The sequence below is a fragment of the Leisingera sp. ABM4_060 genome, assembly GCF_056158765.1.
This window is the reverse complement of sequence record NZ_JBSWTX010000001.1, coordinates 1,163,675-1,189,882: the sequence shown is the minus strand read 5'-3', so window position 1 is coordinate 1,189,882 and position 26,208 is coordinate 1,163,675. Positions and strand designations below refer to the sequence as shown.

Below are 26,208 nucleotides of genomic sequence, written 5' to 3'. Positions count from 1 at the left end.
GCCCGGGTCAAGCCCGCAAAAACCGCCCCGGCGGTGGGACCGGGGCGGCTTCAATACTGTCATTGCGGCTGGCGGGCTGCAAGGTCAGGCGGCAGCCTGTCGCGGCTGGGGCAAGACCGGAGGCGAGGATAGCAGTCTTCCGCCTTTGATATAAGTTTCTGCGACAGTCTTTGCGTCAAAGCGCAACCGTGTCAGCAAGGTACGGATTTCCGCGGTCAACGCCTCCGTGACATCTGACTGGTTTTTGGTGGCGTTTTTCTTTGCGGGCATCACAGGATCGCCGCTGTGGCCGAGGGACGCCAGCAGATGCGCTGCGCCTTCCGGCTTGGTAACTTCTTCCAGCTGGGCCTCTACAAAATTGATCCGGTCCCCGAATTTCAACTGATAATAGGCATAGCGGGCTTCCATTTCCATCGCGTACCACAGGGCCAAGCCGATCTGCCCCATTGGCTGGAAGGGGGCCGGGTTCACGATCTTGTTGCCGTAGCGCATGTCCAGATACCATTGCCAGCGGAGGGTAATGTTCTGGAAATCGTTGCGTCCCACATAGCTGGCGCACTGCTTGGCCAGATCGCGCCGCAGAATGATGACGGTGCTGCGGCTTCGGATACTGCTTTCGGACAGTGCCTCAATCAGCCCGCATTTTCCAAGCGTGTGGTTGGATTCCGCGTAAGGAGCCTGCAGCGATGCCAGCTTGTTCTCCCAGAAATCCCACATCACTGCGTCCATGCCGACGGTGTTGAAAGTGCGCATGTGGCGGATTTCCGGCATTGCCGCGCCGAAGTCATCAAAACCCAGCGGCTCGTGCACCGACGTAATCTTGAGGTTGTCGCCAAGAAACTGTGCAAGCCAGGCCGTCCCGGTGCGGCCGGCGGAGAGCGTAAAGATGAAGTCGCTTTTGCTTTGCTCAGCGGGATTGGCTGCTGCCGGGGCCGCAGCCGGACACCGGTAGCCGAGTTTCTGGATCTCCATGGCGCACTGCCGGGCCACGATGGCCGCAGCCTCTGGATACTTTGAGTACATGGTTTCTGGATCGGCTCCGGTTTTGGGGCGGAATGCGCCCTTGGCCCGCAAGCCCGAGAACCGCTCCCATAGTCCGTCAATGCCCAATGCGGCGATGTCTTCCTCAAGGTGTTCGTAGCGCAGGTAGACATCCAGCGCATCCGGCCCTTCCAGCGGTGCAATACGGTTGTTTTCGCACAGCATGCTGCGGAACTGGCTCACAAACTGTCCGAATGGCACACCATGCGACTCCATTGCTTCCCAATAGTAACGGGAGATCATCGCGTCAAAAGGGTCCCGGCAAATTGTGACCTTGGTATAGCTGTCCCAGATCTCTTGCGGGACCTGCTCCTTGACCAGCGCGGCAGTCACGTGGTTGTAGAAGTTTGCCTCTGTTTGCGAACCATCCGGCCAGATTTGCTGCTGATGGTTTTGTGCGCCAGGATAGCCAAGCGAGCCGCGCATGGCCTCATCTTCCTGAGAAATCGGCGTGATAATGCTGGATTTGTCGCAGAAACTCGACAGGGCGATTTCAAATGATGTGCCGCCGACCTTCTTGGTCTTGATGAAGATGAGTTTCAGCGGATGGCAAATGATCATTGGATTCTCCAATACCGGCGGTGTTTAGGAGAATATTTCAAAAACACCTAACGGATTGGTTAATCGATCTGGGAAAGAGTCGAATTTCAACCTTATGAACCGAAGAACCGGAAAACCTACGTTTATTAGGTGGGAGCACCCGTGTCAGGGTTGCGCGCGCACAGGTCTTGCCGACTGTTTCGCGCTAGTCTCCAAACATGTCCTCCCGGGAGGCAATTTAGCCGGATAGTGTGCAAAACTCCGAACCGGTCCCCGGGAACGGCGGCCTCAAGAGAAGTTTAGCCAATCAAATGCAAGGATTCTTTGCTGCATGGGGGCGATGCAAGCCTGGCTGGGCTGGCGAATAAGTATCCCGTTACAGTATTTCGTCCAACAGCACGGCTTGCGGGAGGCGCGCCATCGTTTCCTTTGCCTTCGCTGCCAATTTGGCCAATTCACCTTTGTCCTGCAGAATTTCAACAATGCCGTCAGCAAGTTCTTCGTAGGGCAGGCCCAGCAGGCCATTGCGGTAACAGTCGTCGATCTGCGTGCCAGGGTTGATCTCGCTGGCAAGCGGGATGCCATTGGTCATCAGGTAAAAGGCACGCACAATTTCGAAAATCTGCGAATTGTAAAAGTGCAGGTTCAGAACCATGCGCGAGCGGGCAATCCAAGCGTCGCGATCGCTTCCGTAGGTCCCGTTCAGATGCTTCACCCGCAAGCCGCGGGAATGAAGGTCTTCGAGAAAGGTTCTGCGGCGCTGGTTTATCGCGCCATAGAAAAGAACGTCGACATCCTTGGCAGCCCGCGCAGGAATGCGGCAAAGCTCCTTTTGGAAACCGATCTGAAGTTTCTCCACCCGGCCGACGCCGAAATTTTTCAAGGCCGCAATATTGGTGTCGCTGTAATCCCAAAGCGTGAAATCTTGTGAGAACCAGCCAAGAATTCTTTCGTTCCAGGTTTCATAGACGCTGCCCAGCTGTTCGGTGTTGAGGATAATGGTTCCCGGCGGCATGTCCTTGGCGCTGTTCTGGTCCATTAGATGGATGCCGATCAGAATGTTTCGGGCGTTGGGGTCGATTGCGTTTTTCGCAAGCGTCACTTCACAGCCGAGCTCCCTCAGCGCATACAGAATCAGTTCTGCGACTTCAAAAAACGCGCCGGAATGCTGGAAACCCGGAGGCGAGGCGAAACAGATGTGAAATTTCTTTGGCAAAACAAGCGGCTCCGATGGTTCAGCCGGCTGCCGCGGCAGGCTGTGGATGGGAAAAGGAGGGGCGTTCGTAGCCGAAATTGTCAAAGTCCATGCCATAAAGCGTTTGGGCGATTGCCTGGCCCTCGTCGCTCAACGTCAGGTCGTCCGGGTTGAAGGCCGCAGGAAGGCGCAGGTGGTTTGTATGCGTCATCTGCAGGCTGGACGGGTTGCCGAACAGGGCGGCATCAATGAAGGCTTTGGCATTGGCGGCGCCGTCTTCTTCTAGCTTGAAGACCTGGTAGTTGGCGGCGGGGTAGAAGAAGCCCGACTGAGGATAGAAATGCCCATCCATCCAGCCTTTGGTCAGGCCATTTTCCACCAGCTGAGTCTTGACAAATGTGTCAAGGGTGACGGTGTGGTCAATCTTGCGCTCGACAAAGCGCTGGAATTTGTAGGCGCTTTCCAGCCGTGAAATCGGGTGCCGGACGACGGCTAAGAACGCGGTGAAGAAGTCCTTGGGGAACAACCGGGCAAGGGACTCACCATCGATGTGCTGCGGAGAGGAGATGTTCCAGTGCTGCTGCGGCGGGCTGGCCACGTACTGCTCGTCCAGGAATGCCAAGCTGACGCCATTCAGTCCCTGTACGTAACGCTCGATGGAAGTGCCGCCGCATTTGGGAATATGCGCAAAGTGCAGCAGCACGTCCTTGTACTTGATAATCGGCATATTGCGCCTCCTGTTGCCGTGAAGCACGTGGCCGTCGGTGGGGTATCGGCGGCCAGGTGTTTCGCGCAAGTTGGCGCAATTTGTTTAAACCTTCTTTAAATCAACCGGGGGCTTCCCGGATTCTTCAGGAAACCCGCTCAGATTGGATCATTCCCACTCGATGGTTCCCGGAGGTTTCGAAGTGATGTCATAGGTGCAGCGGTTGATGCCCTTGACCTCATTGATGATCCGGGTGGCAGTTTCGCCCAGAAACTCATGGCTGAACGGGTAGTAATCCGCCGTCATGCCGTCAACCGAGGTCACCGCGCGCAGCGCACAGGCGTAGTCATAGGTGCGGCCATCGCCCATCACGCCCACGGTGCGGACCGGCAGAATGGCCACGAAGGCCTGCCAGATCTCGTCGTACAGGCCGTGCTTGCGGATCTGGTCGATATAGATCGCATCCGCCTCGCGCAGGATCTCCAGCTTTTCGCGGGTGATCTCGCCGGGGCAGCGGATCGCCAGACCCGGACCGGGGAAGGGGTGGCGGCCGATGAACGACTGCGGCAGGCCCAGTTCGCGGCCCAATGCGCGGACCTCGTCCTTGAACAGCTCGCGCAGCGGCTCCACCAGTTTCAGGCCCATCTTCTCCGGCAGGCCGCCCACATTGTGGTGCGATTTGATGGTGACCGAAGGGCCGCCCGAGAAGGACACGGATTTAATCACATCCGGATACAGGGTACCCTGCGCCAGGAACTCGGCGCCGTCGATGGTGTCGGCGTGTTTCTGGAACACGTCGATGAACAGCTTGCCGATAATCTTGCGCTTGGTTTCCGGGTCGGATTGGCCGTCCAGCTCGCCCAGGAACAGGTCGCTCTCATCCGCGTGGATCAGCTGGATGTTGTAGTTGTCGCGGAACATCGAGACGACTTCTTCCGCCTCATTCTTGCGCAGCAACCCGTGGTCGACAAAGACGCAGGTCAGCTGGTCGCCGATCGCCTCGTGGATCAGGATCGCCGCGACGGACGAATCCACACCGCCGGACAGGCCGCAGATCACCTTCTTGTCGCCAACCTGCGCGCGGATTTTCTCGATCATCTGCTCGCGGTAGGCGCCCATGGTCCAGTCGCCTGCGAAGCCGGCCAGCCGCACGAAGTTCTCATACAGTTTGGCGCCGTTCGGGGTATGATGCACTTCCGGGTGGAACTGCACCGCATAGAAATTGCGGCTGACATCGGCGGTGATGGCAAAGGGCGCGTTGGGCGAGGTGCCGTAGACCTCAAACCCCGGAGCGATTTCACTGACATGGTCGCCATGCGACATCCAGACCTGCTCGCGGTCGTTGTCATTGGCAAACCAGCCCTCCAGCAGCGGCGGCGTCTCGACCGTGGGGGTCACATAGGCGCGGCCGAATTCGGCGGTGCCATGGCCGCTTTCGACCTTGCCGCCCAACTGGTGCATCATCACCTGCTGGCCATAGCAGATGCCCAGGATCGGTACGCCATAGTCGAAAATCTCCTGCGGCGCCCGGGGGCTGCCCTCGCGGGTCACACTGTCCGGCCCGCCCGAGAAGATCACCGCCTTGGGCGCCAGTTCGCGCACAAAGTCCATGGTGACATTCTGATAAGGGTGGATTTCGCAATAGACGTTCAGCTCGCGCAGGCGGCGCGCAATCAGCTGCGTGACCTGGCTGCCAAAGTCGATGATGAGAAGGCGGTCATGGGATGTCTCTGTCATGCACGCGCCATAGGCCAAGGAGGGGCTTTTCGCAAGGGGTTTGCTGCAAGCAGTGAAGAAGGAGCCGCGATGCCCGTGCCTTCTTCGGCTGCGGCGGCGGCTGCCCAAGGAATTCTGCCGCAGCGGCACGTAGGGATTGCCAAGCGCGGGCCGGATCTGCTGTCTGGATAGAAGGCATTAGGGAGGCTGACCGCATGATTATCAGAGAGATGCGCAACACAGACCGCGCGGCGGTGGCGCAGTTGCAGATCAGCAGCTGGCGCGGTGTCTACGCCGGGGTTCTGCCGCAAAGCTATCTGGAAACCGGGGTTGTTCCGGACCTGACAGCCCATTGGCAGCAGCTGGAGTTTTCAAGCAAGGACGCCGTGCTGGTGGCGGAGGATGAAGACGGCTGCATTCAGGGATTTATTGCGGTCTGGATCGAAGAAGACCCTTACATCGACAATCTCCACGTCACTGCGCCGGCGCGGTCGCAGGGGCTGGGCCGCATCCTCATGCGGGAGGCAGCGGCGCGCTTGGCGCGTCAGGGCGAAACCTCGGCTTATCTGTGGGTTGCCGAAAGCAACATGCGGGCGAGGGCCTTTTATGAGCGCCTCGGCGGCAAAACCGGAAACCGCAAGGAGATTGATGTCTTCGGATATCCGATGCCTGCTGTCCGGATCCATTGGCAGACATTGGCACCCCTCATGCAGGACTAGGGCCGCACCGGCAGCGGCGGATTTGGTGGAATCCGTACGGTGAATGTCGCTTTTCAACTTGAATGGCCGTTATCCTGCGGCGCGGTGGCCCGTGGTGGCTATAATACCCTTCGCAATGAAATGCCTGTGGTGAGGATAAACCATGACAGAAGCAGCACCGCGCCGTCGCGCCCGGGGCGGCGGCGGCGCAGCCCGCCGCGCCGAACGCACCAGCGTCAAGATCGAGACCGCCAAGTACATCCAGCGCAACATCCCGAACTTCGAAGTTCTGAACGATGAAGCGCTGGAAATCATCGAGTACAACGCGGACACCATCCTGGAAGAGGTCGGCGTCAACTTTGTTGACAACCCGGCCGCACTGGAGCGCTGGCGTGAAGCGGGTGCAGACGTTCAGGGCGAGCGCGTGCGCATTCCCCGCGGCCTGGCCCGCAAGCTGTGCGCCACAGCGCCGTCGGAATTCACCCAGCATGCCCGCAACCCCGAGAAATCGGTGGTTATCGGCGGCAGGAACCTGGTGCTGGCACCGGTCTACGGCCCGCCGTTTGTGCGCGACGCCGCTGGCGGCCGCCGCTATGCCACCATGGACGACTTCAGCAAGTTCGTGAAGCTGGCCTATATGTCCAAGTGGCTGCACCACTCGGGCGGCACAGTCTGCGAGCCCACCGACATCCCGGTGAACAAGCGCCACCTGGACATGCTGATGGCGCATATGACCCTCAGCGACAAGCCGTTCATGGGCTCTGTCACCGAACCCAGCCGCGCCCAGGATTCCGTCGATATGGCCGGCATCCTGTTCGGCAAGGAGTTCGTGCAGAACAACACCGTGATGACCTCGCTGACCAACATCAACTCGCCGATGACCTTCGACGACGTGATGATGGGCTCGCTGGAAGTCTACGCCCAGAACAACCAGGCCTGCATCATCTCGCCCTTCATCGTCGGCGGTGCCATGGCGCCGGTATCGGTTGCCGGCACCCTGACGCAGGTTCTGGCCGAAGTTCTGGCCGGCGTCGCCTACAGCCAGCTGGTCCGCCCCGGCGCCCCGGTGATCTTTGGCGCCATGGTGACCTCGATCGACATGAACTCCGGCGCGCCGACCTTCGGCACCCCCGAGGCCTCGCACATCACCTATGGCGCAGGCCAGCTGGCCCGCCGCATGAACCTGCCGTTCCGCTCGGCCGGCTCCTTCTGCGGCTCCAAGCTGCCCGACGCGCAGGCGGCTTATGAAACCGCCAACTCGCTCAACATGGGCCTCTTGTCCGGCGTGAACTTCATGCTGCACTCCTGCGGCTGGCTCGAAGGCGGCCTGGTTGCCGACTTCGAGAAGTTCGTGATGGACGCTGACCAGCTGGGCGTGCTGCACGGCCTGGCCAAAGGTGTTTCGATGGACGAGAACGCACAGGCCATGGGCGCGATCCGCGAAGTTGGCCCTGGCGGCCACTACCTGGGCTGCGAACATACCCAGGCAAACTTCAAGTCCGCTTTCTGGAAGTCCGACCTGCTCGACTACAAGCCGTTCGAGACTTGGGAAGAGGAAGGCGCGCGCGACACCTATGCGCTGGCGACCAACCGTGTCGAGCAGCTGCTGGCCACTTACGAGCAGCCGGCGCTGGACCCGAACATCAAGATGGCGCTGGACGAATACGTCGCCGAGAAGAAAGCCTCTATGCCCGACGCCTTCATGTAAAGGCGGGGGAACTGCTATGCCGGCAAGGGGTCAGGCCCCGGCCGGTTCAGAACGGCGGCCAGCATCGGCCGCCGTTTTTTTACGGGCATCGGTACCGGACTTGCGAAGGTAGGCCGCCTCTCCGGCCAGGGCAATCAGCACATCCACGTGCCGCACCATCGAATACCCCGCTTCGCCGGCCTTGCGGGCGTCATTCAGCGCAGCCTCCATTTCCAGAAGCCGCATCGCGGCGGCCGCGGGCCGCGGCAGTGTTCCATACCCCAGGATCCGGCGCAGATCGCGCTGGCGGCAGTAGTTCTGTGCACCCGAACGGGCCGCCCGGGCCAGAACCCGCGGGCGCTGGAGCAACGCCAGGCGGCTGAATACATCCTGCATAGTCCTCTCCTTTCCTATCTCTGTGGGTGCTCTGCTATAACACAACCTGACGTGGTGTTGCGGGAAGGGCGCTACCGGCGAACGGTGCGTTTTGTGATGATTATTTATTTTCGGGAAACAATGATGCCAGATCTGAGTTTCTGTTCACAGAGGGTCGGGAGATCGCGGACTCCGCCAAAAAGGGGGAAGGACGAAGGCTGCGGGCGGTCCCGACTGACGACCGGGGGTTAAAAACTATGCATAACATGCCGATAGCACCCTTGCCGGAGTGGGTGCCGCTTGAGACGTGCCGCTATCTTCAGCATACCGAGGGCGGACGGCCGATCCGGCAGCTGGCTCGTAAGGCAGGTTGCCATCCGTCCACAATTCTGCGGCAGATCCGGCGGGTGGAAACCCTGCGGGACGATCCGCTGATTGATGAGGTGCTTGTCTACCTGGCGGAAAGCTATCACGCCTGCGCCGGAACCGTGGAAGACGGCCCGGGCGCCAGTGTCGGGCGCTGCCTGGCGGGCGGGTTCGAACGCGAGGCGGCCGGAATCCTGACCCTGCTCTGCCGTGGCGGTGCAGTTCTGGCGGCGGCAGAGGGTATGGAAAAGGCGGTGGTCGTTCGCGAGGGCGCAGATGCCGATGGCCAGAAAGTGGCGGTGTCACGCCCTTTGGCCGGTGCGATGGCACTGATCGGCTGGATCTCCTGCGCCCGGCGCAACCGGATCAGCCGCTACAGCATCACGCCGGCCGGGCGCACCGCGCTGAACCGTTTCATCGCCGATCAGGAGAACCGCGCCAGGGCACGGCTTGAGGGCGGTTTTGCCGAAGCCCAGGTGCCGTTTGCTGCGGCTGACAGCGACGCCGGCGCCCCCTATGGCCGCAAGCCGCGCTACGGCGGGTCGGAAACCCCGCTGGAAAGCCTGGCGCGGCTTTCGGACAAGGATGGCAACCCGTTCCTGACCCCGGGAATGATCGGTGCAGGCAAGCGTCTGCGCGAGGATTTCGAACTGGCCCAGATCAGCAGCCACCTGATGCAGGAGAAATTCTATTTCTCCCAGGACAGCAATGGCATGCACAGCAACAGCCACGAAGCCGGCGCCGCTGCGCACAAACGTATGACAGAAGCTTTGAAAACGCTTGGCGCCGGCCTCAGCGACATCGCCCTGCGCTGCTGCTGCCATCTGGAAGGGATGGAAACGGCAGAGCGCAACCTGGGCTGGCAGGCCCGTTCGGGCAAGGTGGTGCTGCGCATCGCCCTGCAGCATCTCTCTGAGTACTACGGCGAAGCCAGAGCAAAAGAGGCAGAGCTGATCGGCTGACCCCGTTTGGCCGCCGTAAACGTAAACGGGCCCGCACTTGGCAGGCCCGTAAAAAACTTTATCCGGCAGTGCCTTAGGCGGGAACTTCTGCCTTGGCTTCTTTCAGATGCGCCAGAACGGTCTCCGGGGAGGACACGCCATAGGGGTCTTCGCCGTGGTTGTCGGACAGGCCCGGCTCTTCGAACCATGCCTCAACAACGCCGTTGTTGATGATGGCCGCATAGCGCCAGGAGCGGTTGCCGAAGCCCAGGTTGTCCTTGGCGACCAGCATGCCCATCTTGCGGGTGAACTCGCCGGAGCCGTCCGGGATCACGTCCACGTTTTCCAGCTCCTGCGCGCGCGCCCAGGCGTTCATCACAAAGCTGTCGTTCACCGACATGCAGTAGATCGCGTCGATGCCTTCGGCCTTGAAGTCGCCAAAGCCCTTTTCAAAGCCCGGCAGCTGGTAGGTGGAGCAGGTCGGGGTGAAGGCGCCCGGCAGCGAGAACAGCACAACGCGCTTGCCTGCAAAGTAGTCGGCGGTGGTCTTGTCTTCCCAGCGGAACGGGTTCGGGCCTTCGATCGACTCGTCGCGCACGCGGGTGTGGAAGGTCACGTCGGGCAGCTTAACGCCAGCTTTCATTTCGGGATGCTCCTGAAGGTGGAATGTCATTCGGCGCGCAGGCTTAAAATGATTCTAAGCTGGTATCAACATTTGCGTGAGCTTGTTTTGAAGGTTCTGCACAAACGCCGCAGCAGGCGGCGCAAATGCGCCGCCGGACCGGCGGAACGCGGCAGGCCGGTGCGGTCCTGACCCTAGGCCGCGGCCTTCTTGATCGTCACCGTGGTGCCGCGCAGCTTGCGCTCGGCCGCCGCGGTCAGGTCATTGAACCGTTTCAGCGTCGCCAGCAGCTTCTTCTTGTCCTTGGAGTCGTTGATGGCGCCCGGGAATTTCTTCTTAACGCTTTGATACTGGTCGTTGATCTTCTTCAGATCCTTGAACTTCGCCGCTGCCGCCTTCAGGTCCGGCGCGGCAGCCTTCAGATCCTCGCCGGCCTTCTCGATCGCCGCCATGCAATGGCCATTGATCGCTTTCACCAGCGCGCCCACCCGGTTGGTGTATTTCTTCAGGTTCCGGTCCACCAGCAGCTGCGGCAGCTCGGTCGCATCCAGCTTCTTGTCGTGGCTGCCGTCGCTTTCTTTCAGGATCTTGTCGGCCGTCTTCTGGAAATTCGCGGCATAGAATTTCTGGGCGGCGTTCAGCTTGCCCTCATACTGGACCGCCTTCTTCACCTCGGCCGCTTCCTTGGCCAGAGTGTCGCGCAGGCTTTCAATGTCTTTCTTGGAGGCGGATGACTTGGAGCGCTTCTTCAGGTCCTTCTCGATGTCAGCAGCCAGTTTCTGGATCTTAACCAGATGCGCCTGCGCCTCCTTGCAGAAGCCCAGCATCGCATCCAGTTCCTGCTGATGAATGTCCACCGCCTTGTTCCAAGTGGTCAGCCCGTCCTTGAAATGCTTGTTCTTCTGCAGGTCGGCCATCTTCTTGGACTCGACCCCGTCCTTGCGCGCCTTGGCCAGGCTTTCGCGGAAATAATCCTCGCCCTCCCAGGCGTTGCCCAGCGAAATGCCGACACGTTTCTTCAGCTTTTCGCCCTCGGCGGTGGTGTATTTCTTGGTCCCGGCCGCCAGTTTCTTATGTTCCGCTTTGAACTTCTCCAGCTCCTTGGCCATGGGTCCCTCCCTGAACTCGTTAACGGCGCTTTTGCCTTGCACAGCTAGACTATGTGTTCCGCAGCGGCATTTTGGCAAAGGAAAACGGCATAAAATTGCGGTATGAGCCATGACAAGGCAGCAAGGCAGGGTTGCTGATAGCCGGGTGTCAACCGCGGGAAGCTATGTTACACCTTGGCCAAGTGAGATGCCGGAAGGGAAAAACCACGTGCGAGACCTGAAAATCCCGGAGCAGCGCCACCCCGAAAAGGCGCACCGTCCCGACAATGCTCAGCCGAAAAAGCCAAGCTGGATCCGGGTCAAGGCGCCGGGCGGGCAGGGCTACGCGGACACCCACAAGATCATGCGCGAGCATAAGCTGACCACGGTTTGCGAGGAGGCCGGCTGCCCCAACGTCGGCGAATGCTGGAGCCAGGGCCACGCCACCATGATGATCATGGGCGAGGTTTGCACCCGCGCCTGTTCCTTCTGCAACATCGCCACCGGCAAGCCGCCCGAGGCGCTGGATGTGTTCGAACCCGGCCGGGTGGCCGATGCGGTGCAGAAGCTGGGCCTGAACCACGTTGTGATCACCTCCGTTGACCGCGACGATATTGAGGACGGCGGGGCAGAGCATTTTGCCCAGACCATCCGCGCGGTGCGCCACCGCTCGCCGGATACCACCATCGAAATCCTCACCCCGGACTTCCTGAAATGCGACCCCTCGGTGCTGGAAACCGTGGTCGAAGCGCGCCCCGACGTGTTCAACCACAATCTGGAAACCGTGCCCGGCCTTTACCCTGAGGTCCGCGCCGGTGCGCGTTACTTCCACTCCCTGCGGCTCTTGCAGCGCGTGAAGGAGCTGGATCCCTCCATGTTCACCAAATCCGGCATCATGGTTGGCCTGGGCGAGGATGCGCAGGCGGTGAAGCAGGTGATGGACGACATGCGCGCCGCTGATGTCGACTTTCTGACCATCGGCCAGTACCTGCAGCCGACGCCCAAGCACCACGCGGTGGACCGGTTTGTGACGCCTGAGGAATTCAAAACCTATGAGAAAGCCGCCTATGGCAAGGGCTTCCTGATGGTCTCGGCCACACCGCTGACCCGCTCCTCCTACCACGCGGGCGATGACTTTGCCCGCCTGCGCGACGCGCGCAACAAGAAGCTGGGCCTGGCATGACGCCCGAGCGTCTGGCGCGGCTCACTGCGCTGCGTCACGCCCTGCACCAGATCCCCGAGGTCTCCGGCGCCGAGGAAAAGACCGCCGCGATGGTGGCAGACTATCTGCGGCTCTATGAACCTGACCAGCTGCTGACCGGTCTCGGCGGCCACGGCATTGCCGCGGTCTATGAGGGCAGGGAAGATGGCCCCGCAGTGCTGATCCGCTGCGAGCTGGACGGCCTGCCGATCGAGGAGCTTTCGGATCAGCCTTACCGCTCTACCCATGCAGGCCGGGGCCATCTTTGCGGTCACGACGGCCATATGACAATGGTCGCAGCACTGGCAGAGGACCTGGCTGCGCAACGACCCGCCCGGGGCCGCGTTGTGCTGCTGTTCCAGCCCGCCGAGGAAACCGGCAAAGGTGCCGTAGCGGTAATTGCCGACCCCGCGTTCAGCCGGATCGCGCCGGACTATGCCTTCTCTTTGCACAATCTGCCGGGGCTGCCGGTGGGGCAGGTTGCCTTGTGCTCCGGCCCGGCCAACTGCGCCTCGCGGGGGATGCGGATCAAGCTGACCGGCAAGACCTCTCACGCTGCCGCGCCGCAGGACGGGGTGTCTCCGGCTGGCGCCATCGCGCAATTGCTGCCGGGCCTGGCGGCTTTGGCCAGCGGCGGAGACTTGGGCCCGGAGTTTGCCCTGGTCACCCTCACTCATGCGCATCTGGGCGAGGCCACCTTTGGCATCGCCCCCGGTTACGGCGAGGTCTGGGCCACCCTGCGCACCGTCACCGACGCCCGCATGGAGCAGCTGATTGCCGATGCCGCAGCGCTGGTGGAACAGGCCTGCGCGGCGGAGGGGCTGACGTTCTCCATCGAATTCGACGACGTCTTTGATGCCTGCACCAACCACCCCGAGGCTGTGGCCCTCCTGAACGCCGCCAGTGAGGCGGCAGGACATACGGTGCAGATGCAGGACAAGCCCCAGCGCTGGTCCGAGGACTTCGGCCAATTCGGCAAGGGCGCCAAGGCGGCGATGTTCTGGCTGGGCTCCGGCACGGATCAGCCGCAGCTGCACAATCCGGACTATGACTTCCCCGACGCCGCCATCCCGGTTGGCGCGGAAATCTTTGCCACGGTAATTGATGAGCTTCTGAATTCAGAAAGTTCCGGCAACCGGTAGGGTGGGCGATTCCGCCCGCCGCGCCCGGGTGAAGTGCTCCACCCGGTGCACAGACGGTGTACAGCCGGTGCACGCATGGCACCCCCGGGTTCAGCCTGGATCAGCCCTCGTCGGTGAACCGCACCTTGCCAATATGCGGCAGATTGCGGTTGCGCTGTGCAAAGTCGATGCCGTAGCCGACGACAAACTCGTCCGGGATCTCAAAGCCGATCCAGTCGGCCCGGAAATCCACCTCGCGCCGCGACGGCTTGTCCAGCAGGGCAATGGATTTCAGCCGCGCCGGCTCACGGCTTTTCAACAGGTTCACCACGTGGTTCAGGGTGTGGCCGGTGTCGACAATGTCTTCCACCACCAGCACGTCCCGCCCTTCAATGGCGCCGCGCAAGTCTTTGAGAATACGCACTTCCCGGCTGCTCTCCATCGCATCGCCATAAGAGGACGCCTCCAGGAAATCGACCTCGATCGGCAGGTCCAGCTCGCGCACCAGATCGGCGATAAACACAAAGCTGCCGCGCAGCAGGCCGACCACAACCAGCTTGTCGGTGCCCGCAAACTCCCGGTGAATTTCCGCGCAAAGCTCCTCGATCCGCGCCGCGATGGCCTTGGCTGAAATCATCACATCAATGACATATGGACGCTGTGACATGGCTGCCCCCTTGAATTTCCCGCGCGTACATAGGACATGACGCAACACAATAGTAGCAGAAAATCAGCAGGCCGATGCCCACACACTCGGAAACCCGCCAGCTGCCGTATTCGGCACAGCAAATGTACGACTTGGTCGCGGATGTCGCGCAATACCCCAAGTTCCTGCCGTGGTGCGCCGCCGCCCGCATCCGCAGCCGTGCCGCCCTGGGCGGGGCCGAGGTGATGGAGGCGGATCTGGTGATCTCCTTCAAGGTGTTCCGTGAACGGTTCGGCAGCCGGGTAACCCTTTATCCGGACGAGCAAAAAATCGACACCGAGTATCTGGACGGCCCGTTCCGCTACATGAAGTCGAACTGGTCCTTTGCACCGCGCGAGGATGGCACTTGCGACATTTCCTTCTTTGTGGATTTCGAGTTCAAGAACGCAGTGCTGCAGGGGATCATCGGGGTGGTCTTCAACGAGGCGATGCAGCGGATCGTGCGCGCCTTTGAACGGCGGGCGGCCGAGCTCTACGGCTAAGGTGCCGCAGGCCGAAGAACGCTTGACCTAAAGCGGGCTTCAAGTCGTATCACCTACCGGAACTGAGATTTCCAAAGGAAGGAACGACCCGCGATGGAGCAGGAATTCTGGCAGGCGCGCTGGCGCGAGAACCGCATCGGCTTTCACGAGGCGGCGCCCAACTCTTTGCTGACCAAGCACTTTTCCCGGCTGAACCTGAAAGCTAGCCAATCCGTCTTTGTCCCGCTGTGCGGCAAGGCACTGGATCTGGACTGGTTGCTGGCGCAGGGGCTGCGGGTTACGGGGGCTGAGTTCAACCAGGGCGCTGTCGAAGAGGTCTTTGCCCGCCAGGGGCTTGAGCCGGAGGTTGTCCGGCAAGGAGACCTCCTGCGGTATCAGGCGGGGGCGCTGACCTTGTTTGCCGGCGACTTCTTTGCGCTCACTTCTGCACGGATCGGGCCAGTGGATGCAGTTTATGACCGGGCCGCGCTGGTGGCGGTTAAACCAGAGGACAGAATGGCTTATGCAGCGCATCTGATCCGGATCACAGGCACTGCGCGGCAGTTGCTGATCGGGTTCGACTATGACCAGTCGCTGATGCAGGGACCGCCGTTTTCCGTGCCTGGGGGGCTTGTTAAAACGCTCTATCAGGACACACATGCGATCACGCTGGCAGAGGAGCGCCCGGCAGATGGCCGCATTGGCGAGCGCTGCAACGCGCTGGAACAGGCTTGGCTTCTCACTCCCCGGTTTTGAAACCGCTGGCCTAAAACGAAAAGCGGGTCCCCGAAGGGACCCGCCCGGTGCGCAATATGCACCTTCTGCCGTGAGTGGCGGCATTCGTCAAAGCCGGGGTCAGCTGTTCATGTCGTATGCCCGCTCACCGTGTACTGACAAATCGAGCCCGTTGGTCTCGCTTTCAAGATCCACGCGCAGGGATGTGATCAAAGCGGAGATCTTGACCAGCGCGATGGTCACCACCACGGTGAAGACACCGACGATCACCAACGCGCCCAGCTGTGCGGCCCAGGCACCGGCGCCGAAGACGGCGATCATGATGGTGCCGAAGATGCCGCCGACGCCGTGCACGGCAAAGACATCCAGGGTGTCGTCAATCTGCATCTTGTTGCGCACCAGGTTAACCATTTCCTGGCACAGTACACCTGCTACGGCGCCAATGATCAGTGCCTCCATCGGGCCGACAAAGCCGGAGGCGGGGGTGATCGAGGCGAGGCCTGCAATAGTGCCGGTGACCAGGCCCACGAGGGAGGCCTTGCCGTATTTGATCTTTTCCCACAGTGCCCAGGTGAGAGAAGCGGTGGCGGCGGAGATATGGGTCACGGTCAGCGCCATCGCCGCGCCGCCGTCAGCTGCCAGCTGCGAGCCGCCGTTGAAGCCGAACCAGCCGACCCACAGCATCGCGGCGCCGATCATCACGTAACCGGGGTTGTGCGGCGGGATGGTGCGGTTTTTGCGCGGGCCCAGGTAGAAGGCGATGATCAGCGCCGCCAGGCCTGCTGTTTCATGCACCACGATGCCGCCGGCAAAGTCCTTGACGCCCACCTCGCCGAAGATACCGCCATCGGCCAGGAAGCCGCCGCCCCAGATCCAATGCACCACGGGCGCATAACACAGCAGCATCCAGAGGCCGGAGAATACGAGGACGAAGCCAAAGCCCACGCGTTCCACATAGGCGCCGACGATCAGTGCGGGCGTGATGATGGCAAATGTCATCTGAAAGGCAAAGAACAGAACCTCTGGCAGGGTGCCCGACAGGCTGTCGGCGGTGACCCCGCTGAGGAACATCTTGTCCAGCCCGCCCCACAGGCCGGAGGTGCCGCTGCCAAAGGCGATGGTGTATCCGAAGGCCAGCCACAGAACGCTCATCAAACAGGCAATGGCGTAGCAATGCATGAAGACGCTGAGCACATTGCGGGCACGCACCAGCCCGCCGTAGAACAGGGCCAGCCCTGGCAATGTCATGAAGAGGACCAGGGCCGTGGCCACAATGATCCATGCGGTATCCGCTCCGTTCATCCGTTTGTTCCTTCCCCTCAAAAAAACGGTGGCTATGGGAAAGCGGAAAGGCGGCGCAGAAAAAAGAGGCAGCCGTGCGGGAGGCGCACAAAATGGGGGCTTTTTCAGGAGTGCTGAATTTTTGGGCGGGCTTTGGCGGGCCTTGCCCGGAATGCGGCCGGTTTAGGAAAGGGCCTGCATCAGCAGCGAAAGCGCATGGTCGCGGGCGGCTTGGCGCACCTTGGCGCGGCCCAGGGCGCCGAAGTCGACGGTCTCGGTGATGGCTTTATGGCCTGCGCGGGCAAGGCCAAAGCAGACGCGGCCTTCGGGTTTGAAGTCCGACCCGCCAGGGCCTGCGATGCCGGTGACCGAGACCGCAAGCGAGACGCCTGCGTATTTTACCGCACCTTCGGCCATTTCCGCTGCAACCTCTTCGCTGACGGCGCCTTTGGCCTCCAGCGTCTCAGCCCGCACGCCCAGCATCTGCATCTTGGCGGCGTTGGAATAGGTGACAAAGCCGCGGTCGACCACGGCCGAGGAGCCGGGGATATCGGTCAGCGCTGCCGCGATCATACCGCCAGTGCAGCTCTCGGCGGTGGCGATTGTGAGGCCTGCCGCCTTGGCCTCAGCGATCAGTTTGGAGACGTCGATGCTCATAACCCCAGAACCCCGTGCGAGAAACCGGCCAGCAGGACCACACCGAAGGCGGCCAGGATGCCGGCGATGACATCATCCATCATAACCCCGAGCGGGCCCGTTTTGCGATCCGCCCAGCCGACGGGGCCGGGTTTCCAGATGTCGAACAGGCGGAACAGCAGAAAAGCCGCAACCCAGCCGGGCCAGAGCGCGGTGATCTCGATGCCTTTGCTCCAGGCCGGGAAGGAAATGGCCCATAGCGCGATCCACTGGCCTGCGACCTCGTCAATGACGATTTCCGAGGGGTCGTGATTGGTGCTGCCTGCAGTCATCACCTTGGTCGCCCAAAGGCCTGCAGGGATGCTGGCCAGCGTAGCGAGGGCCAAGAGGGGGAAGCCTCCCAGCTGATGCAGCGCATAGGCCAGCGGCAGCGCCGCAAGCGAGCCCCAGGTGCCAGGCGCGGGGCGCAGGTATCCGACGCCGCCAACCGTGCCGATCAGTTGCGCCGCGGTCATGCTTTCACCAATGCGGCCGTTGCAAGCGCCGCAATGCCTTCGCCGCGGCCGGTGAAGCCGAGGCGCTCGGAAGTGGTCGCTTTGATCGAGACGCGGTCTGCCTCGATGTTCAGGATCCCGGCCATGACTTCGCGCATCTTGGCGGCATGGGGACCGACCTTGGGGTATTCACACACCAAAGTGCAATCGACATTGGAAATAGAGAAGCCCATCCCGCGCGCCAGATTGGCGGCGTGACGCAGGAAAATCTCGCTGGCCGCACCTTTCCACTGGGGATCGGAGGGCGGGAAGTGCTGGCCGATGTCGCCCTGCGCCAGCGCGCCATAGATTGCGTCGGTCACCGCGTGCATGCCGACGTCGGCGTCGGAGTGGCCCTGCAAGGTCTTCTCATGCGGGATTTCCACGCCGCAAAGGATCACGCTGCCGCCGGGACCGAAGCGGTGCACGTCGTAGCCGTTGCCAAGCCTGATATCCATGTCTGCTCCCAGAATGCGTTCTGCCCGGGTGAAATCCTCGGGACGGGTTATTTTGATGTTGTCCGGCTCGCCCGGAATGATGCGGACGTCAAGCCCGTCGGCCCGCGCTACCTCCACGTCATCCGCGGCGCCGCCGGGGTGAGCAAGATGTGCAGCCAGAATGCCCTGATAGCGAAATCCTTGCGGCGTCTGCGCAGCAAACAACCCGGTGCGGTCCTGGGTGCCGGTGACAGAAGTCATCCGCGCCGGTCCACAGCGCGTCGGTCACCGTCAGCGCCGGGGCTGCGGCAGGTGTTTCTTCCAAGGTATTGAGAATGCTGTGGATCAGGACGGGGCTGACACAGGGGCGGGCGGCGTCGTGGATCAGCACCTTTTCCACGCTGTGCGGCTCCAATGCCTTCAGCCCGTTCAGGACAGATGCTGCCCGTTCGGTGCCGCCTTCGGCGAGGATCAGGCCGGGATTGCCGGAGAATTCCTCCCAAGCGGCGGTGTCGTCCGGGGAAAGGACCAATGCGATCTTGTCCACGCCCGCACTCGCAAAGGCATCCAGTGTCCAGTCGATCACCCGGCGGCCCTTCAGCGGGCGCCATTGCTTGGGCATGCCGCCGCCTGCGCGGGTGCCGCGGCCGGCGGCGACGATCAGAGCGGCTGTTGTCATGCGGGCCTCTTGTCTGGTTCGGCCTTTGTTTATGAGGTGGCGCGTAGATAGGCAATCGCTCGAGGTGTGGTGCCTAAAAATTAGGCAAGTGGTGTTTTGCTGTGCCTTGCAATGGGCAGTTTCGTTGCTGCATAGCAAAGGCTTCGGGTACAAACGCCCCAGTTGCACAAGGATTAGGCAGTTGTCCTTCACGCTTGGAACCACCTCCATGTCTCCGCCAATCGCATTGGCACCGATGGCTGGAATCACTGACCGCCCGTTCCGGGATCTGGTCCGCTCCTTCGGTGTGGGGCTGATGGTGAGCGAGATGGTGGCCAGCCAGGAGATGGTGCAGGCCAAGCCCGGGGTGCGGGAGCGGGCCGAGCTGAGCGCCGATGTGGAGAACACCGCGGTGCAGCTGGCCGGGCGGGATGAATACTGGATTTCCGAGGCTGCCAAACATGTTGCCGGGCAGGGTGCCCGGATAATCGATATCAACATGGGTTGCCCGGCCAAGAAGGTGACCAATGGATACTCCGGCTCGGCCCTGCTGAAAACGCCGGACCATGCGCTGAAGCTGATCGAGGCCGTGGTTGGCGCGGTGGATGTGCCGGTGACTCTGAAGACCCGGCTGGGCTGGGACGACAATTGCCGGAATGCGCCGGACGTAGCGCGCCGTGCCTGCGAGGCCGGGGTGCAGATGGTGACGATCCACGGCCGCACCCGTTGCCAGTTCTACAAGGGCTCCGCCGACTGGGCGGCGATCCGGGCTGTCAAGGACGCGGTGAACGTGCCGCTGCTGGCCAATGGCGATATTGTGGATACCGCCTCTGCCCGGCAGGCGCTGGAGCAGTCCGGCGCGGATGGCGTGATGATCGGGCGCGGGGCCGAGGGCAAGCCCTGGCTGCTGGCCGAGGTGGCCCATCACCTGTGGGGCACCCCGGCACCAGAGATCCCGGAAGGCGCGGCGTTTATCGAAATGGTTTCAGAGCATTACCGGGCAATGCTGGATTTCTACGGGCAGGATCTGGGGGGGCGTGTCGCGCGCAAGCATTTGGGCTGGTACATGGACGGGGCTGGAACCAGCCCCGCCATGCGCCGCGCCGTGCTGACGGAGAAAAACCCGGTTGAAGTGCTGGCGCTGCTGCCGGAGGCGCTGAGCGCGCAAATACCGGAGGCCGCCGCATGATGGACAGTGCAGCTCTCTGGGCCTCTTTGCCGGTGCCGGCCTTTCTGATCGATGCCTGGGACAAGATTGCCGACGTGAATGCGGCTGGTGAGGGGTTCCTCAATACCTCGCGCAAGGCGCTGCTGGGACAGCCGGTCTGGGACACGCTGGCCATCGACGCGCCGATCGAGGAGGCCTTTGCCCGCGCCCGGGTGCAGAGCACGCCGCTGTTTGTGAACGACATTGACGTCGGTTCCGGCAGCCGGGCGCCGCTGCAGTGCGGGGTGCAGATCGCACCGCTGCAGGGGAAGGAGGGGGTGATGCTGCTGATGGTCACCCCACGGGAGCTGGCCGGGCGGATGACACAGACCCATTCCGCCAAATCCGCCGCCGCCTCGGCCATCGGGATGGCAGAGATGCTGGCGCATGAGATCAAGAACCCGCTGGCGGGGATCACCGGGGCGGCGCAGCTTCTGAGCATGAGCCTTGGGCCAGAGGACTTGGAACTGACCGATCTGATCGTCAGCGAGAGCCGCCGCATTGTGAAACTGCTGGAGCAGGTGGAACAGTTCGGAAACCTGACCGAGCCGGGCTTCAAGCCAGTCAACCTGCATGATGTTCTGGACCGGGCGCGGCGCTCAGCGCTGCTGGGGTTTGGCGCCCATATGACCATCAGCGAGGAATACGATCCCTCGCTGCCGATGGCCTGGGGCGATGCGGATCAGCTTCTGCAGGTGGCGCTGAACCTGTTGAAGAACGCCGCGGAAGCGGCTGATTCTAAAGGCGGGCATATCCATATCCGCACCTTCTACGAACATTCCTTCCGGCTGCGCCGCAGCGATGGAACCGGAAAGCTGCTGCCGCTGCAGATGGAGATTTGCGACGACGGGCCAGGGCTGCCGGACAAGATCAAGGACGACATTTTCGACCCGTTTGTCTCGGGCCGGGAAAACGGCACCGGGCTGGGCCTTGCTTTGGTGAGCAAGATCGTCTCGGAGCACAATGGCTGGATTTCGGTAAGCTCGGTTCCCGGGCGCACGGTGTTCCGGCTGTCGCTGTCGCGCGTGCCGCGTGACGCAAAAACGCAGGAGAGCTGATCCATGGACGGCACCGTTCTGGTCGCTGACGACGACCGCACCATCCGCACCGTTCTGACCCAGGCGCTGACGCGCGCGGGGTGCAAGGTGCATGCGACCTCCTCGCTGACGACGCTGATGCGCTGGGTGGGCGAGGGGAAGGGCGATGTGGTGATCTCGGACGTGATGATGCCGGACGGTAACGGGCTGGAGATGCTCCCCAAGATCCAGGCGGACCGGCCAGGACTGCCGGTGATTGTGATCTCGGCGCAAAACACCATCATGACGGCGATCAAGGCAGAGGAGGCGGAGGCCTATGACTATCTGCCGAAACCATTTGACTTGCCGGAGCTGATGAAACGCACCGCCAAGGCGCTGGCGGCGAAACGCATTGCGCCCTCCGCGCCGAAACCCGGGACGCAGGAACGTCCGGAGGAATTGCCCCTGATCGGCCGCAGCGAGGTGATGCAGGCGCTCTACCGGCTGATCGCCCGGGTGATGAACACCGATCTGCCGCTGCTGATCACTGGAGAAAGCGGCACCGGCAAGTCGCTGATTGCACAGGCTATTCACGACTTCTCCGATCGGCGCACCTTGCCTTTGGTGCATGCCGATGCGGCCAGCCTGATTGAACTGGAAGGCCCGGCCAGGCTGCTGGCACAGGCCAAGGGCGGCACGCTGGTGGTGGATGAACTGGCCGATCTGCCTGAGGAGGCGCAGGCGCGGCTGGTGCGGATGATGGATGCCCCGGGCGAACACGCGCCGCGGTTCATTGCCTCCAGCCAGAAAGACCTGACAGCGGTGATGGAGGCCGGGGAGTTGCGTCAGGATCTTTACTACCGGATCTGCGGTACAGCGCTGAATGTGCCTGCACTGCGGGAGCGGGTGGAGGACATTCCGCTTCTGGCCGAGCATTTTCTGATCAAGGCGGAGAACGAGGGCGCACCGCATCGGGAGTTGAGCGAAGGTGCGCGCGAGGCGCTGCGTCATTTCGGCTGGCCAGGCAACGTGCGGCAGCTGGAAAACACTGTCCGGCGGCTGGCGCTGACGGCCCGCAGCGAAGAGATCAACCAGGCGGATGCCGGCGCAGTGCTTGGACCCCAAACGGGGCCGGAGCCTGCCGTGCCTGGGCTGGCCAGTGAAAAGCTGTCGGAGTCTGTGGCCCGCCACTTGCAGCGCTACTTCGACCTGCATGGCGACTTGCTGCCGCCGCCGGGGCTTTATATGCGTCTGCTGCGCGAAGTGGAGACGCCGCTGATCGAAATCGCGCTGGCGGCAACCGGCGGCAACCAGGCAAAATGTGCTGAATTGCTGGGGATAAACCGGAATACTTTGCGTAAGAAGATCACCGATCTGGATATTGAGGTGACACGCCGCCGCAAACTGATGTAATATCGCCACAGAAATGTGGCCCTGTTGTGAATTTCCTAGGCTGGGCCACGAGATATGGCGGTGACTCGTAAAGAGTCGCACATCAGGATGAGGGCAGTCAGTGGCGCATAAGTCACATCTGAGGGCGGCATACGGGCCTTTTGCGGCCTTTGACCGATGGCGGAGAACCCGCAAAGCCCGCAATATCGGCACCATCGGCCTGGTTTTGCTGGGGCCGGTGCTGGCGCTGGCGACTTTCCTGATCATCGGACCCTTCGGGCAGAGCGCATCCTCCCGGCCGCTTCGGCTGATTCTGCTGGCGGACTTGGTCTATATCCTGACCATTGCCGCATTGGTGATGACCCAGATCGTGCGGCTGTTTGCAGCGCGGCGGTCAAAGTCGGCAGGTTCCCGCCTGCACCTACGGCTGATCGGGGCGTTCGGCTTCCTTGCTCTGATACCCACCGTGATTGTCGCCGTCTTTGCAGTGCTGACGGTGAATGTCGGCCTTGAAGGCTGGTTCTCGCAGCGGGTGCGCCAAGTGATCGGCAGTTCGCTGGCCGCGGCGGAGGCGTATCAGACGCAGCAGAAGGAAGATCTGAGTGAGGACGCCCGGGCGCTGGCGCGTTATCTCGACAACAGCCGCTCGCGCAGCTTTTTCATCAATGACGCCGAACTTCGGCAGGTGCTGACCCAGGGGCAGCTGCAAATCCAGCGGGGGCTGCGCGAGGCCTATATCGTCGATAGCGCCGGGCTGATCCGGGCGCGGGGCGAGCGGTCTTACGAGTTTGACTTTGAAAAGCCGAATGACCGCCAGATCGAGGCCGCGCGCGAAGATGGCTTTCTGCTGATCGAGGATTGGGACAACAGCGAGTTCCGCGCCCTGGTCCAGCTGGAGGCTTTTATCGACCGGTTCCTGTACATCAGCCGCGATGTGGATGGTGAGCTGCTGAACCTGTTGGACGATACCCAGGAAACCGCGCATCTGTACCAGCAGCTGGAGAGCGAGCGGGGCCGGGTGCTGTTTGAATTTGCGCTTTTGTACATTGGCTTTGCGGTGATCCTGATCCTGGCGGCGATGTGGCTGGGGATGTGGTTCGCAGAGCGGCTGTCACGGCCGGTCGGCCGGCTGACGGTGGCGGCGCAGCGGGTTGGCTCCGGCAATCTGGACGTTCAGGTGCCGGTTGAACGGGACGGCGACGAGATTGCCCAGTTGGGCGAATACTTTAACCAGATGACCCGGGAGCTGAAGGCGCAGCACGGGCGGCTGATCGACAATACCCGGCATATCGAACGGCGCCGGCGCCTGTTCGACTCGGTGCTGTCTTCGGTCACCTCCGGGGTTGTTGGCCTGGATGCGGATGGGCGCGTGACCTTCGTGAACCGCTCCGCTGAGCGGCTTTTGGACTGGCAGGAGGATCAGCAGTCGCTGGCGCTGGCAGTGGCGGTTCCGGAATTCGGGCCGCTGTTTGCGGAACTGATCGAGAGCCGCGCGGAAATGGTGCAGGAGGAGATCAAAGTGACCCGCCAGGGGCGGCTTGAAAACCTGCTGGTCAGGATGTCGCCGCGCCGCTCGGAAGAGGGTGGGCTGGAAGGCTATGTGGTGGCCTTTGATGATGTGACCGATCTGGTCAGCGCCCAGCGGATGGCCGCCTGGGGCGATGTGGCGCGCCGGATTGCGCATGAAATCAAGAACCCGTTGACTCCGATTCAGCTGAGCGCCGAGCGGATCAAACGTAAATTCGCACCCAAGCTGGGTGAGGAGAACAGCGACCAGCTGCAATCGATGACCGATGTGATTGTGCGCCAAACCAATGACTTGCGCAGGATTGTTGATGAATTTTCGAAATTCGCCCGCATGCCGGAACCGGAGCGGCGCGAGGAAGATCTGGCCAAACTGGTGCGGGACGCGGTGATCCTGCAGCAGCAGGGCCAGCCGGGTGTCCGTATCCAGGCAGCACTGCCAAAGGTGGAAATGCCGTCGGATCTTGATGCCACGATGATCGGCCAGGCATTGACCAATCTGATCAAGAACGCAGGCGAAGCCATTGAAAGCCTGCAGAACAAGGACCCCGCTGCAACGCTGGTGCCGGAAATCCGGGTATCGGCGGACAAGGCGGGCAATTTCTATGAAGTCCGGATTGCCGACAATGGCATCGGTCTGCCCGAGGACCGGGCACGGCTGTTTGAACCCTATGTGACCACGCGTGATGCGGGCACCGGGCTGGGACTGCCTATAGTCAAGAAAATCATCGAAGAGCACGGGGGCACGCTGACGCTGGAAGACGCCCCGGTGTTCGAGGGACACGCGCATTTCGGCGCGATGGCGGTGATCCGCCTGCCTGCCGCGGCCAAGGCGGCGGCGCCAAACAAGAGCACAGTGAAAGCAGGTCTGACATGAGTGACATTCTGATTGTTGATGACGAGCGTGATATCCGCGAACTGATCTCGGACATTCTGGAGGACGAAGGCTATGCCACCCGCAAGGCCGGAAGCTCCGACGAATGCATGGCCCGGCTGGAGGAAGCCGAGCCCGCGCTGATGATCCTCGATATCTGGCTGAAGGACAGCCAGATGGACGGTATCGACATCCTGAAGGCGGTAAAGCGGGATACGCCGGACATTCCGGTGGTGATCATCTCCGGGCATGGCAATGTCGAAATCGCTGTGGCGGCGATCAAGCAGGGGGCTTACGACTTCATCGAAAAGCCCTTTAACATCGACCAGCTGATGGTGGTGATCCGCCGCGCGATGGAAACCTCGCGCCTGCGCCGGGAGAACACCGACCTCAAACGCAAGGATTCGGGACCTGCCGAAATGATCGGCACCTCTGCGGCCTACCGGACCCTGGTGGGTCAGCTGGACAAGGTGACCAAGTCGAACGGCCGGGTGATGCTGACCGGCCCGGCGGGCAGCGGCAAGGAGATTGCGGCGCGTTATATTCACGCCAATTCGAACCGTGCTTCGGCTCCTTTTGTCACCGTGAACTGCGCCAGCATCGAACCGGACCGGATGGAGGACGTGCTGTTTGGCCGAGAATCCGCTGAGCGCGGAGTGGAGCCGGGGCTGCTGGAACAGGCCCATGGCGGTGTGGTGTTCTTTGACGAGGTGGCGGACATGCCGCTGGGCACCCAGTCCAAGATCCTGCGGGTGCTGGTCGACCAGCAGTTCCAGCGGGTTGGCGGCTCTGACAAGATCCGTGTCGATTTGCGGGTGGTGTCTGCCACGAACAAGGATCTGGACGCCGAGATCGAGGCCGGCACTTTCCGCCAGGAACTGTATCACCGCCTGAATGTGGTGCCGGTGGCGGTGCCGTCGCTGGCCGACCGGCGCGAGGACATTCCGCTGCTGGCAGGCCATTTCATCGAGCAGTTCAACGAGGCCCAGGGCCTGCCGCTGCGCGAGCTGACCGAAGAGGCTGTGGCGCTGATGCAGACCATGCTGTGGCCGGGCAATGTGCGTCAGCTCAAGAACCTGGTGGAGCGGGTGCTGATCCTGGGCGACGGCAGCGGCCCGATTGAGGCCAAGGACCTGCCGCGGGATGAGGAAAAGCCGCAGGAAGAGGGCCGGGTGGTGCTGTCAGGCGCCTTGGCGACGCTGCCGCTGCGCGAGGCGCGAGAGGCCTTCGAGCGTGAGTACCTTCTGACCCAGATCAACCGTTTTGGCGGCAATATCAGCCGCACAGCCTCTTTTGTCGGCATGGAGCGCTCGGCGCTGCACCGCAAGCTGAAGTCGCTGGGGGTGGTGACATCCAACAAGGCAGGCGCCCGGGTGGCGCATGTCGAGGCCGAAGAAGAACAGGCCTGATCTTCCTGGGCGTCGCCCGGGCACTGCCGGGCGCAGGAAATT

Annotated in this window: 23 protein-coding genes and 1 pseudogene; 12 read left to right on the top strand and 12 right to left on the bottom strand. The window is 61.9% G+C overall.

Translation table 11 applies throughout. The features are described 5' to 3' along the window. Positions 1–84: 84 nt before the first annotated feature. From ACXAEH_RS05815 to guaA, 4 genes are all read right to left on the bottom strand, one after another. Positions 85–1,602 carry a hypothetical protein gene (locus tag ACXAEH_RS05815; RefSeq protein WP_475031516.1) on the bottom strand — a complete coding sequence of 506 codons (1,518 nt, stop codon included), beginning with the start codon at positions 1,600–1,602 and terminating at the stop codon, positions 85–87. A 355-nt stretch (positions 1,603–1,957) separates the two neighbouring features. Then, entirely contained in the window at positions 1,958–2,893 is a 936-nt protein-coding gene (locus ACXAEH_RS05810) for a glycosyltransferase family 1 protein (protein WP_475031515.1), read from the bottom strand. After that, a complete protein-coding gene (locus ACXAEH_RS05805; protein ID WP_475031514.1) occupies positions 2,817–3,503 on the bottom strand; it encodes a sulfotransferase family 2 domain-containing protein in 687 nt (228 codons plus the stop codon). The genes ACXAEH_RS05810 and ACXAEH_RS05805 overlap by 77 nt, the downstream gene beginning before the upstream one ends. A gap of 147 nt (positions 3,504–3,650) precedes the next feature. After that, positions 3,651–5,219, bottom strand: coding sequence for a glutamine-hydrolyzing GMP synthase (guaA, locus tag ACXAEH_RS05800; RefSeq protein WP_475031513.1), 1,569 nt, complete (start codon positions 5,217–5,219; stop codon positions 3,651–3,653). Between the two features lie 194 nt (positions 5,220–5,413). On the opposite strand from guaA, the gene ACXAEH_RS05795 reads away from it, so the two are divergent. Together ACXAEH_RS05795 and ACXAEH_RS05790 are read left to right on the top strand one after the other, a co-directional pair. Further along, positions 5,414–5,917 carry an N-acetyltransferase family protein gene (locus ACXAEH_RS05795; protein ID WP_475031512.1) on the top strand — a complete coding sequence of 168 codons (504 nt, stop codon included), beginning with the start codon at positions 5,414–5,416 and terminating at the stop codon, positions 5,915–5,917. Between the two features lie 142 nt (positions 5,918–6,059). Beyond that, positions 6,060–7,604, top strand: coding sequence for a trimethylamine methyltransferase family protein (locus ACXAEH_RS05790; RefSeq protein WP_475031511.1), 1,545 nt, complete (start codon positions 6,060–6,062; stop codon positions 7,602–7,604). A 30-nt stretch (positions 7,605–7,634) separates the two neighbouring features. Here the strand turns inward: ACXAEH_RS05790 and ACXAEH_RS05785 are convergent, their stop codons facing one another. After that, on the bottom strand, positions 7,635–7,979 hold the full coding sequence (locus tag ACXAEH_RS05785) for a DUF6477 family protein (protein ID WP_475031510.1): 345 nt from the start codon (positions 7,977–7,979) through the stop codon (positions 7,635–7,637). Positions 7,980–8,215: 236 nt separating this feature from the next. Between ACXAEH_RS05785 and ACXAEH_RS05780 the strand changes: the two genes are divergently transcribed. Then, entirely contained in the window at positions 8,216–9,286 is a 1,071-nt protein-coding gene (locus ACXAEH_RS05780) for a DUF6456 domain-containing protein (RefSeq protein ID WP_475031509.1), read from the top strand. A 73-nt stretch (positions 9,287–9,359) separates the two neighbouring features. On the opposite strand, the gene ACXAEH_RS05775 is transcribed toward ACXAEH_RS05780, so the two are convergent. After that, a complete protein-coding gene (locus tag ACXAEH_RS05775; protein WP_475035529.1) occupies positions 9,360–9,908 on the bottom strand; it encodes a redoxin family protein in 549 nt (182 codons plus the stop codon). 173 nt (positions 9,909–10,081) lie between these two features. Next, positions 10,082–10,996: a hypothetical protein gene (locus tag ACXAEH_RS05770; protein ID WP_475031508.1), complete on the bottom strand. Its 915-nt coding sequence runs from the start codon at positions 10,994–10,996 to the stop codon at positions 10,082–10,084. Positions 10,997–11,204: 208 nt separating this feature from the next. On the opposite strand from ACXAEH_RS05770, the gene lipA reads away from it, so the two are divergent. After that, positions 11,205–12,158, top strand: coding sequence for a lipoyl synthase (gene lipA / locus ACXAEH_RS05765; protein WP_475031507.1), 954 nt, complete (start codon positions 11,205–11,207; stop codon positions 12,156–12,158). Next, on the top strand, positions 12,155–13,318 hold the full coding sequence (locus tag ACXAEH_RS05760) for an amidohydrolase (protein ID WP_475031506.1): 1,164 nt from the start codon (positions 12,155–12,157) through the stop codon (positions 13,316–13,318). The genes lipA and ACXAEH_RS05760 overlap by 4 nt, the downstream gene beginning before the upstream one ends. 100 nt (positions 13,319–13,418) lie before the next feature. Here ACXAEH_RS05760 and hpt read toward each other — a convergent pair whose 3' ends face one another. Then, entirely contained in the window at positions 13,419–13,964 is a 546-nt protein-coding gene (hpt, locus tag ACXAEH_RS05755; protein ID WP_475031505.1) for a hypoxanthine phosphoribosyltransferase, read from the bottom strand. 74 nt (positions 13,965–14,038) lie between these two features. On the opposite strand from hpt, the gene ACXAEH_RS05750 reads away from it, so the two are divergent. After that, on the top strand, positions 14,039–14,485 hold the full coding sequence (locus ACXAEH_RS05750) for a type II toxin-antitoxin system RatA family toxin (RefSeq protein WP_475031504.1): 447 nt from the start codon (positions 14,039–14,041) through the stop codon (positions 14,483–14,485). Positions 14,486–14,578: 93 nt separating this feature from the next. Beyond that, on the top strand, positions 14,579–15,220 hold the full coding sequence (gene tmpT / locus ACXAEH_RS05745; RefSeq protein ID WP_475031503.1) for a thiopurine S-methyltransferase: 642 nt from the start codon (positions 14,579–14,581) through the stop codon (positions 15,218–15,220). A 99-nt stretch (positions 15,221–15,319) separates the two neighbouring features. Here tmpT and ACXAEH_RS05740 read toward each other — a convergent pair whose 3' ends face one another. The 4 genes and pseudogenes from ACXAEH_RS05740 to ACXAEH_RS05725 all read right to left on the bottom strand — a co-directional run bounded on the left by ACXAEH_RS05740 (position 15,320) and on the right by ACXAEH_RS05725 (position 18,765). Next, positions 15,320–16,501, bottom strand: a complete 1,182-nt coding sequence (locus ACXAEH_RS05740; protein ID WP_475031502.1) for an ammonium transporter — start codon at positions 16,499–16,501, stop codon at positions 15,320–15,322. 162 nt (positions 16,502–16,663) lie between these two features. After that, positions 16,664–17,137 (bottom strand): CinA family protein, encoded by a 474-nt coding sequence (locus ACXAEH_RS05735; RefSeq protein WP_475031501.1) that lies wholly within the window; start codon positions 17,135–17,137, stop codon positions 16,664–16,666. Further along, positions 17,134–17,631 carry a phosphatidylglycerophosphatase A family protein gene (locus ACXAEH_RS05730; protein WP_475031500.1) on the bottom strand — a complete coding sequence of 166 codons (498 nt, stop codon included), beginning with the start codon at positions 17,629–17,631 and terminating at the stop codon, positions 17,134–17,136. The genes ACXAEH_RS05735 and ACXAEH_RS05730 overlap by 4 nt, the downstream gene beginning before the upstream one ends. Further along, a pseudogene (locus tag ACXAEH_RS05725) lies at positions 17,628–18,765 on the bottom strand (bifunctional 2-C-methyl-D-erythritol 4-phosphate cytidylyltransferase/2-C-methyl-D-erythritol 2,4-cyclodiphosphate synthase). The gene ACXAEH_RS05730 and the pseudogene ACXAEH_RS05725 overlap by 4 nt, the downstream one beginning before the upstream one ends. Positions 18,766–18,946: 181 nt before the next feature. Between ACXAEH_RS05725 and dusB the strand changes: the two are divergent. The 5 genes from dusB (at position 18,947) to ntrX (ending at position 26,166) form a co-directional block, all read left to right on the top strand. Then, positions 18,947–19,933 carry a tRNA dihydrouridine synthase DusB gene (gene dusB / locus ACXAEH_RS05720; protein WP_475031499.1) on the top strand — a complete coding sequence of 329 codons (987 nt, stop codon included), beginning with the start codon at positions 18,947–18,949 and terminating at the stop codon, positions 19,931–19,933. Then, complete coding sequence (locus ACXAEH_RS05715) at positions 19,930–21,009, top strand: two-component system sensor histidine kinase NtrB (protein WP_475031498.1); 1,080 nt, start codon at positions 19,930–19,932, stop codon at positions 21,007–21,009. The genes dusB and ACXAEH_RS05715 overlap by 4 nt, the downstream gene beginning before the upstream one ends. Positions 21,010–21,012: 3 nt before the next feature. Then, positions 21,013–22,380, top strand: coding sequence for a response regulator (locus tag ACXAEH_RS05710; protein WP_475031497.1), 1,368 nt, complete (start codon positions 21,013–21,015; stop codon positions 22,378–22,380). Between the two features lie 100 nt (positions 22,381–22,480). Beyond that, positions 22,481–24,760 carry a sensor histidine kinase NtrY-like gene (locus tag ACXAEH_RS05705; RefSeq protein ID WP_475031496.1) on the top strand — a complete coding sequence of 760 codons (2,280 nt, stop codon included), beginning with the start codon at positions 22,481–22,483 and terminating at the stop codon, positions 24,758–24,760. Further along, positions 24,757–26,166, top strand: a complete 1,410-nt coding sequence (gene ntrX, locus ACXAEH_RS05700; protein WP_475031495.1) for a nitrogen assimilation response regulator NtrX — start codon at positions 24,757–24,759, stop codon at positions 26,164–26,166. The genes ACXAEH_RS05705 and ntrX overlap by 4 nt, the downstream gene beginning before the upstream one ends. The last annotated feature ends 42 nt before the right edge of the window (positions 26,167–26,208 follow it).

Bases quoted from the DNA above. Each gene is read 5' to 3' on its own strand.
- ACXAEH_RS05795 (WP_475031512.1), top strand. From the start codon at position 5,414: ATGATTATCAGAGAGATGCGCAACACAGACCGCGCGGCGGTGGCGCAG.
- ACXAEH_RS05770 (WP_475031508.1), bottom strand. From the start codon at position 10,996: ATGGCCAAGGAGCTGGAGAAGTTCAAAGCGGAACATAAGAAACTGGCG.
- ACXAEH_RS05730 (WP_475031500.1), bottom strand. From the start codon at position 17,631: ATGACCGCGGCGCAACTGATCGGCACGGTTGGCGGCGTCGGATACCTG.
- ACXAEH_RS05805 (WP_475031514.1), bottom strand. From the start codon at position 3,503: ATGCCGATTATCAAGTACAAGGACGTGCTGCTGCACTTTGCGCATATT.
- ACXAEH_RS05750 (WP_475031504.1), top strand. From the start codon at position 14,039: ATGCCCACACACTCGGAAACCCGCCAGCTGCCGTATTCGGCACAGCAA.
- hpt (WP_475031505.1), bottom strand. From the start codon at position 13,964: ATGTCACAGCGTCCATATGTCATTGATGTGATGATTTCAGCCAAGGCC.
- ACXAEH_RS05715 (WP_475031498.1), top strand. From the start codon at position 19,930: ATGATGGACAGTGCAGCTCTCTGGGCCTCTTTGCCGGTGCCGGCCTTT.
- ACXAEH_RS05710 (WP_475031497.1), top strand. From the start codon at position 21,013: ATGGACGGCACCGTTCTGGTCGCTGACGACGACCGCACCATCCGCACC.
- ACXAEH_RS05790 (WP_475031511.1), top strand. From the start codon at position 6,060: ATGACAGAAGCAGCACCGCGCCGTCGCGCCCGGGGCGGCGGCGGCGCA.
- guaA (WP_475031513.1), bottom strand. From the start codon at position 5,219: ATGACAGAGACATCCCATGACCGCCTTCTCATCATCGACTTTGGCAGC.
- ACXAEH_RS05780 (WP_475031509.1), top strand. From the start codon at position 8,216: ATGCATAACATGCCGATAGCACCCTTGCCGGAGTGGGTGCCGCTTGAG.
- ACXAEH_RS05815 (WP_475031516.1), bottom strand. From the start codon at position 1,602: ATGATCATTTGCCATCCGCTGAAACTCATCTTCATCAAGACCAAGAAG.
- ntrX (WP_475031495.1), top strand. From the start codon at position 24,757: ATGAGTGACATTCTGATTGTTGATGACGAGCGTGATATCCGCGAACTG.
- ACXAEH_RS05785 (WP_475031510.1), bottom strand. From the start codon at position 7,979: ATGCAGGATGTATTCAGCCGCCTGGCGTTGCTCCAGCGCCCGCGGGTT.
- ACXAEH_RS05775 (WP_475035529.1), bottom strand. From the start codon at position 9,908: ATGAAAGCTGGCGTTAAGCTGCCCGACGTGACCTTCCACACCCGCGTG.
- ACXAEH_RS05735 (WP_475031501.1), bottom strand. From the start codon at position 17,137: ATGAGCATCGACGTCTCCAAACTGATCGCTGAGGCCAAGGCGGCAGGC.
- ACXAEH_RS05740 (WP_475031502.1), bottom strand. From the start codon at position 16,501: ATGAACGGAGCGGATACCGCATGGATCATTGTGGCCACGGCCCTGGTC.
- tmpT (WP_475031503.1), top strand. From the start codon at position 14,579: ATGGAGCAGGAATTCTGGCAGGCGCGCTGGCGCGAGAACCGCATCGGC.
- ACXAEH_RS05810 (WP_475031515.1), bottom strand. From the start codon at position 2,893: ATGGCATGGACTTTGACAATTTCGGCTACGAACGCCCCTCCTTTTCCC.
- ACXAEH_RS05760 (WP_475031506.1), top strand. From the start codon at position 12,155: ATGACGCCCGAGCGTCTGGCGCGGCTCACTGCGCTGCGTCACGCCCTG.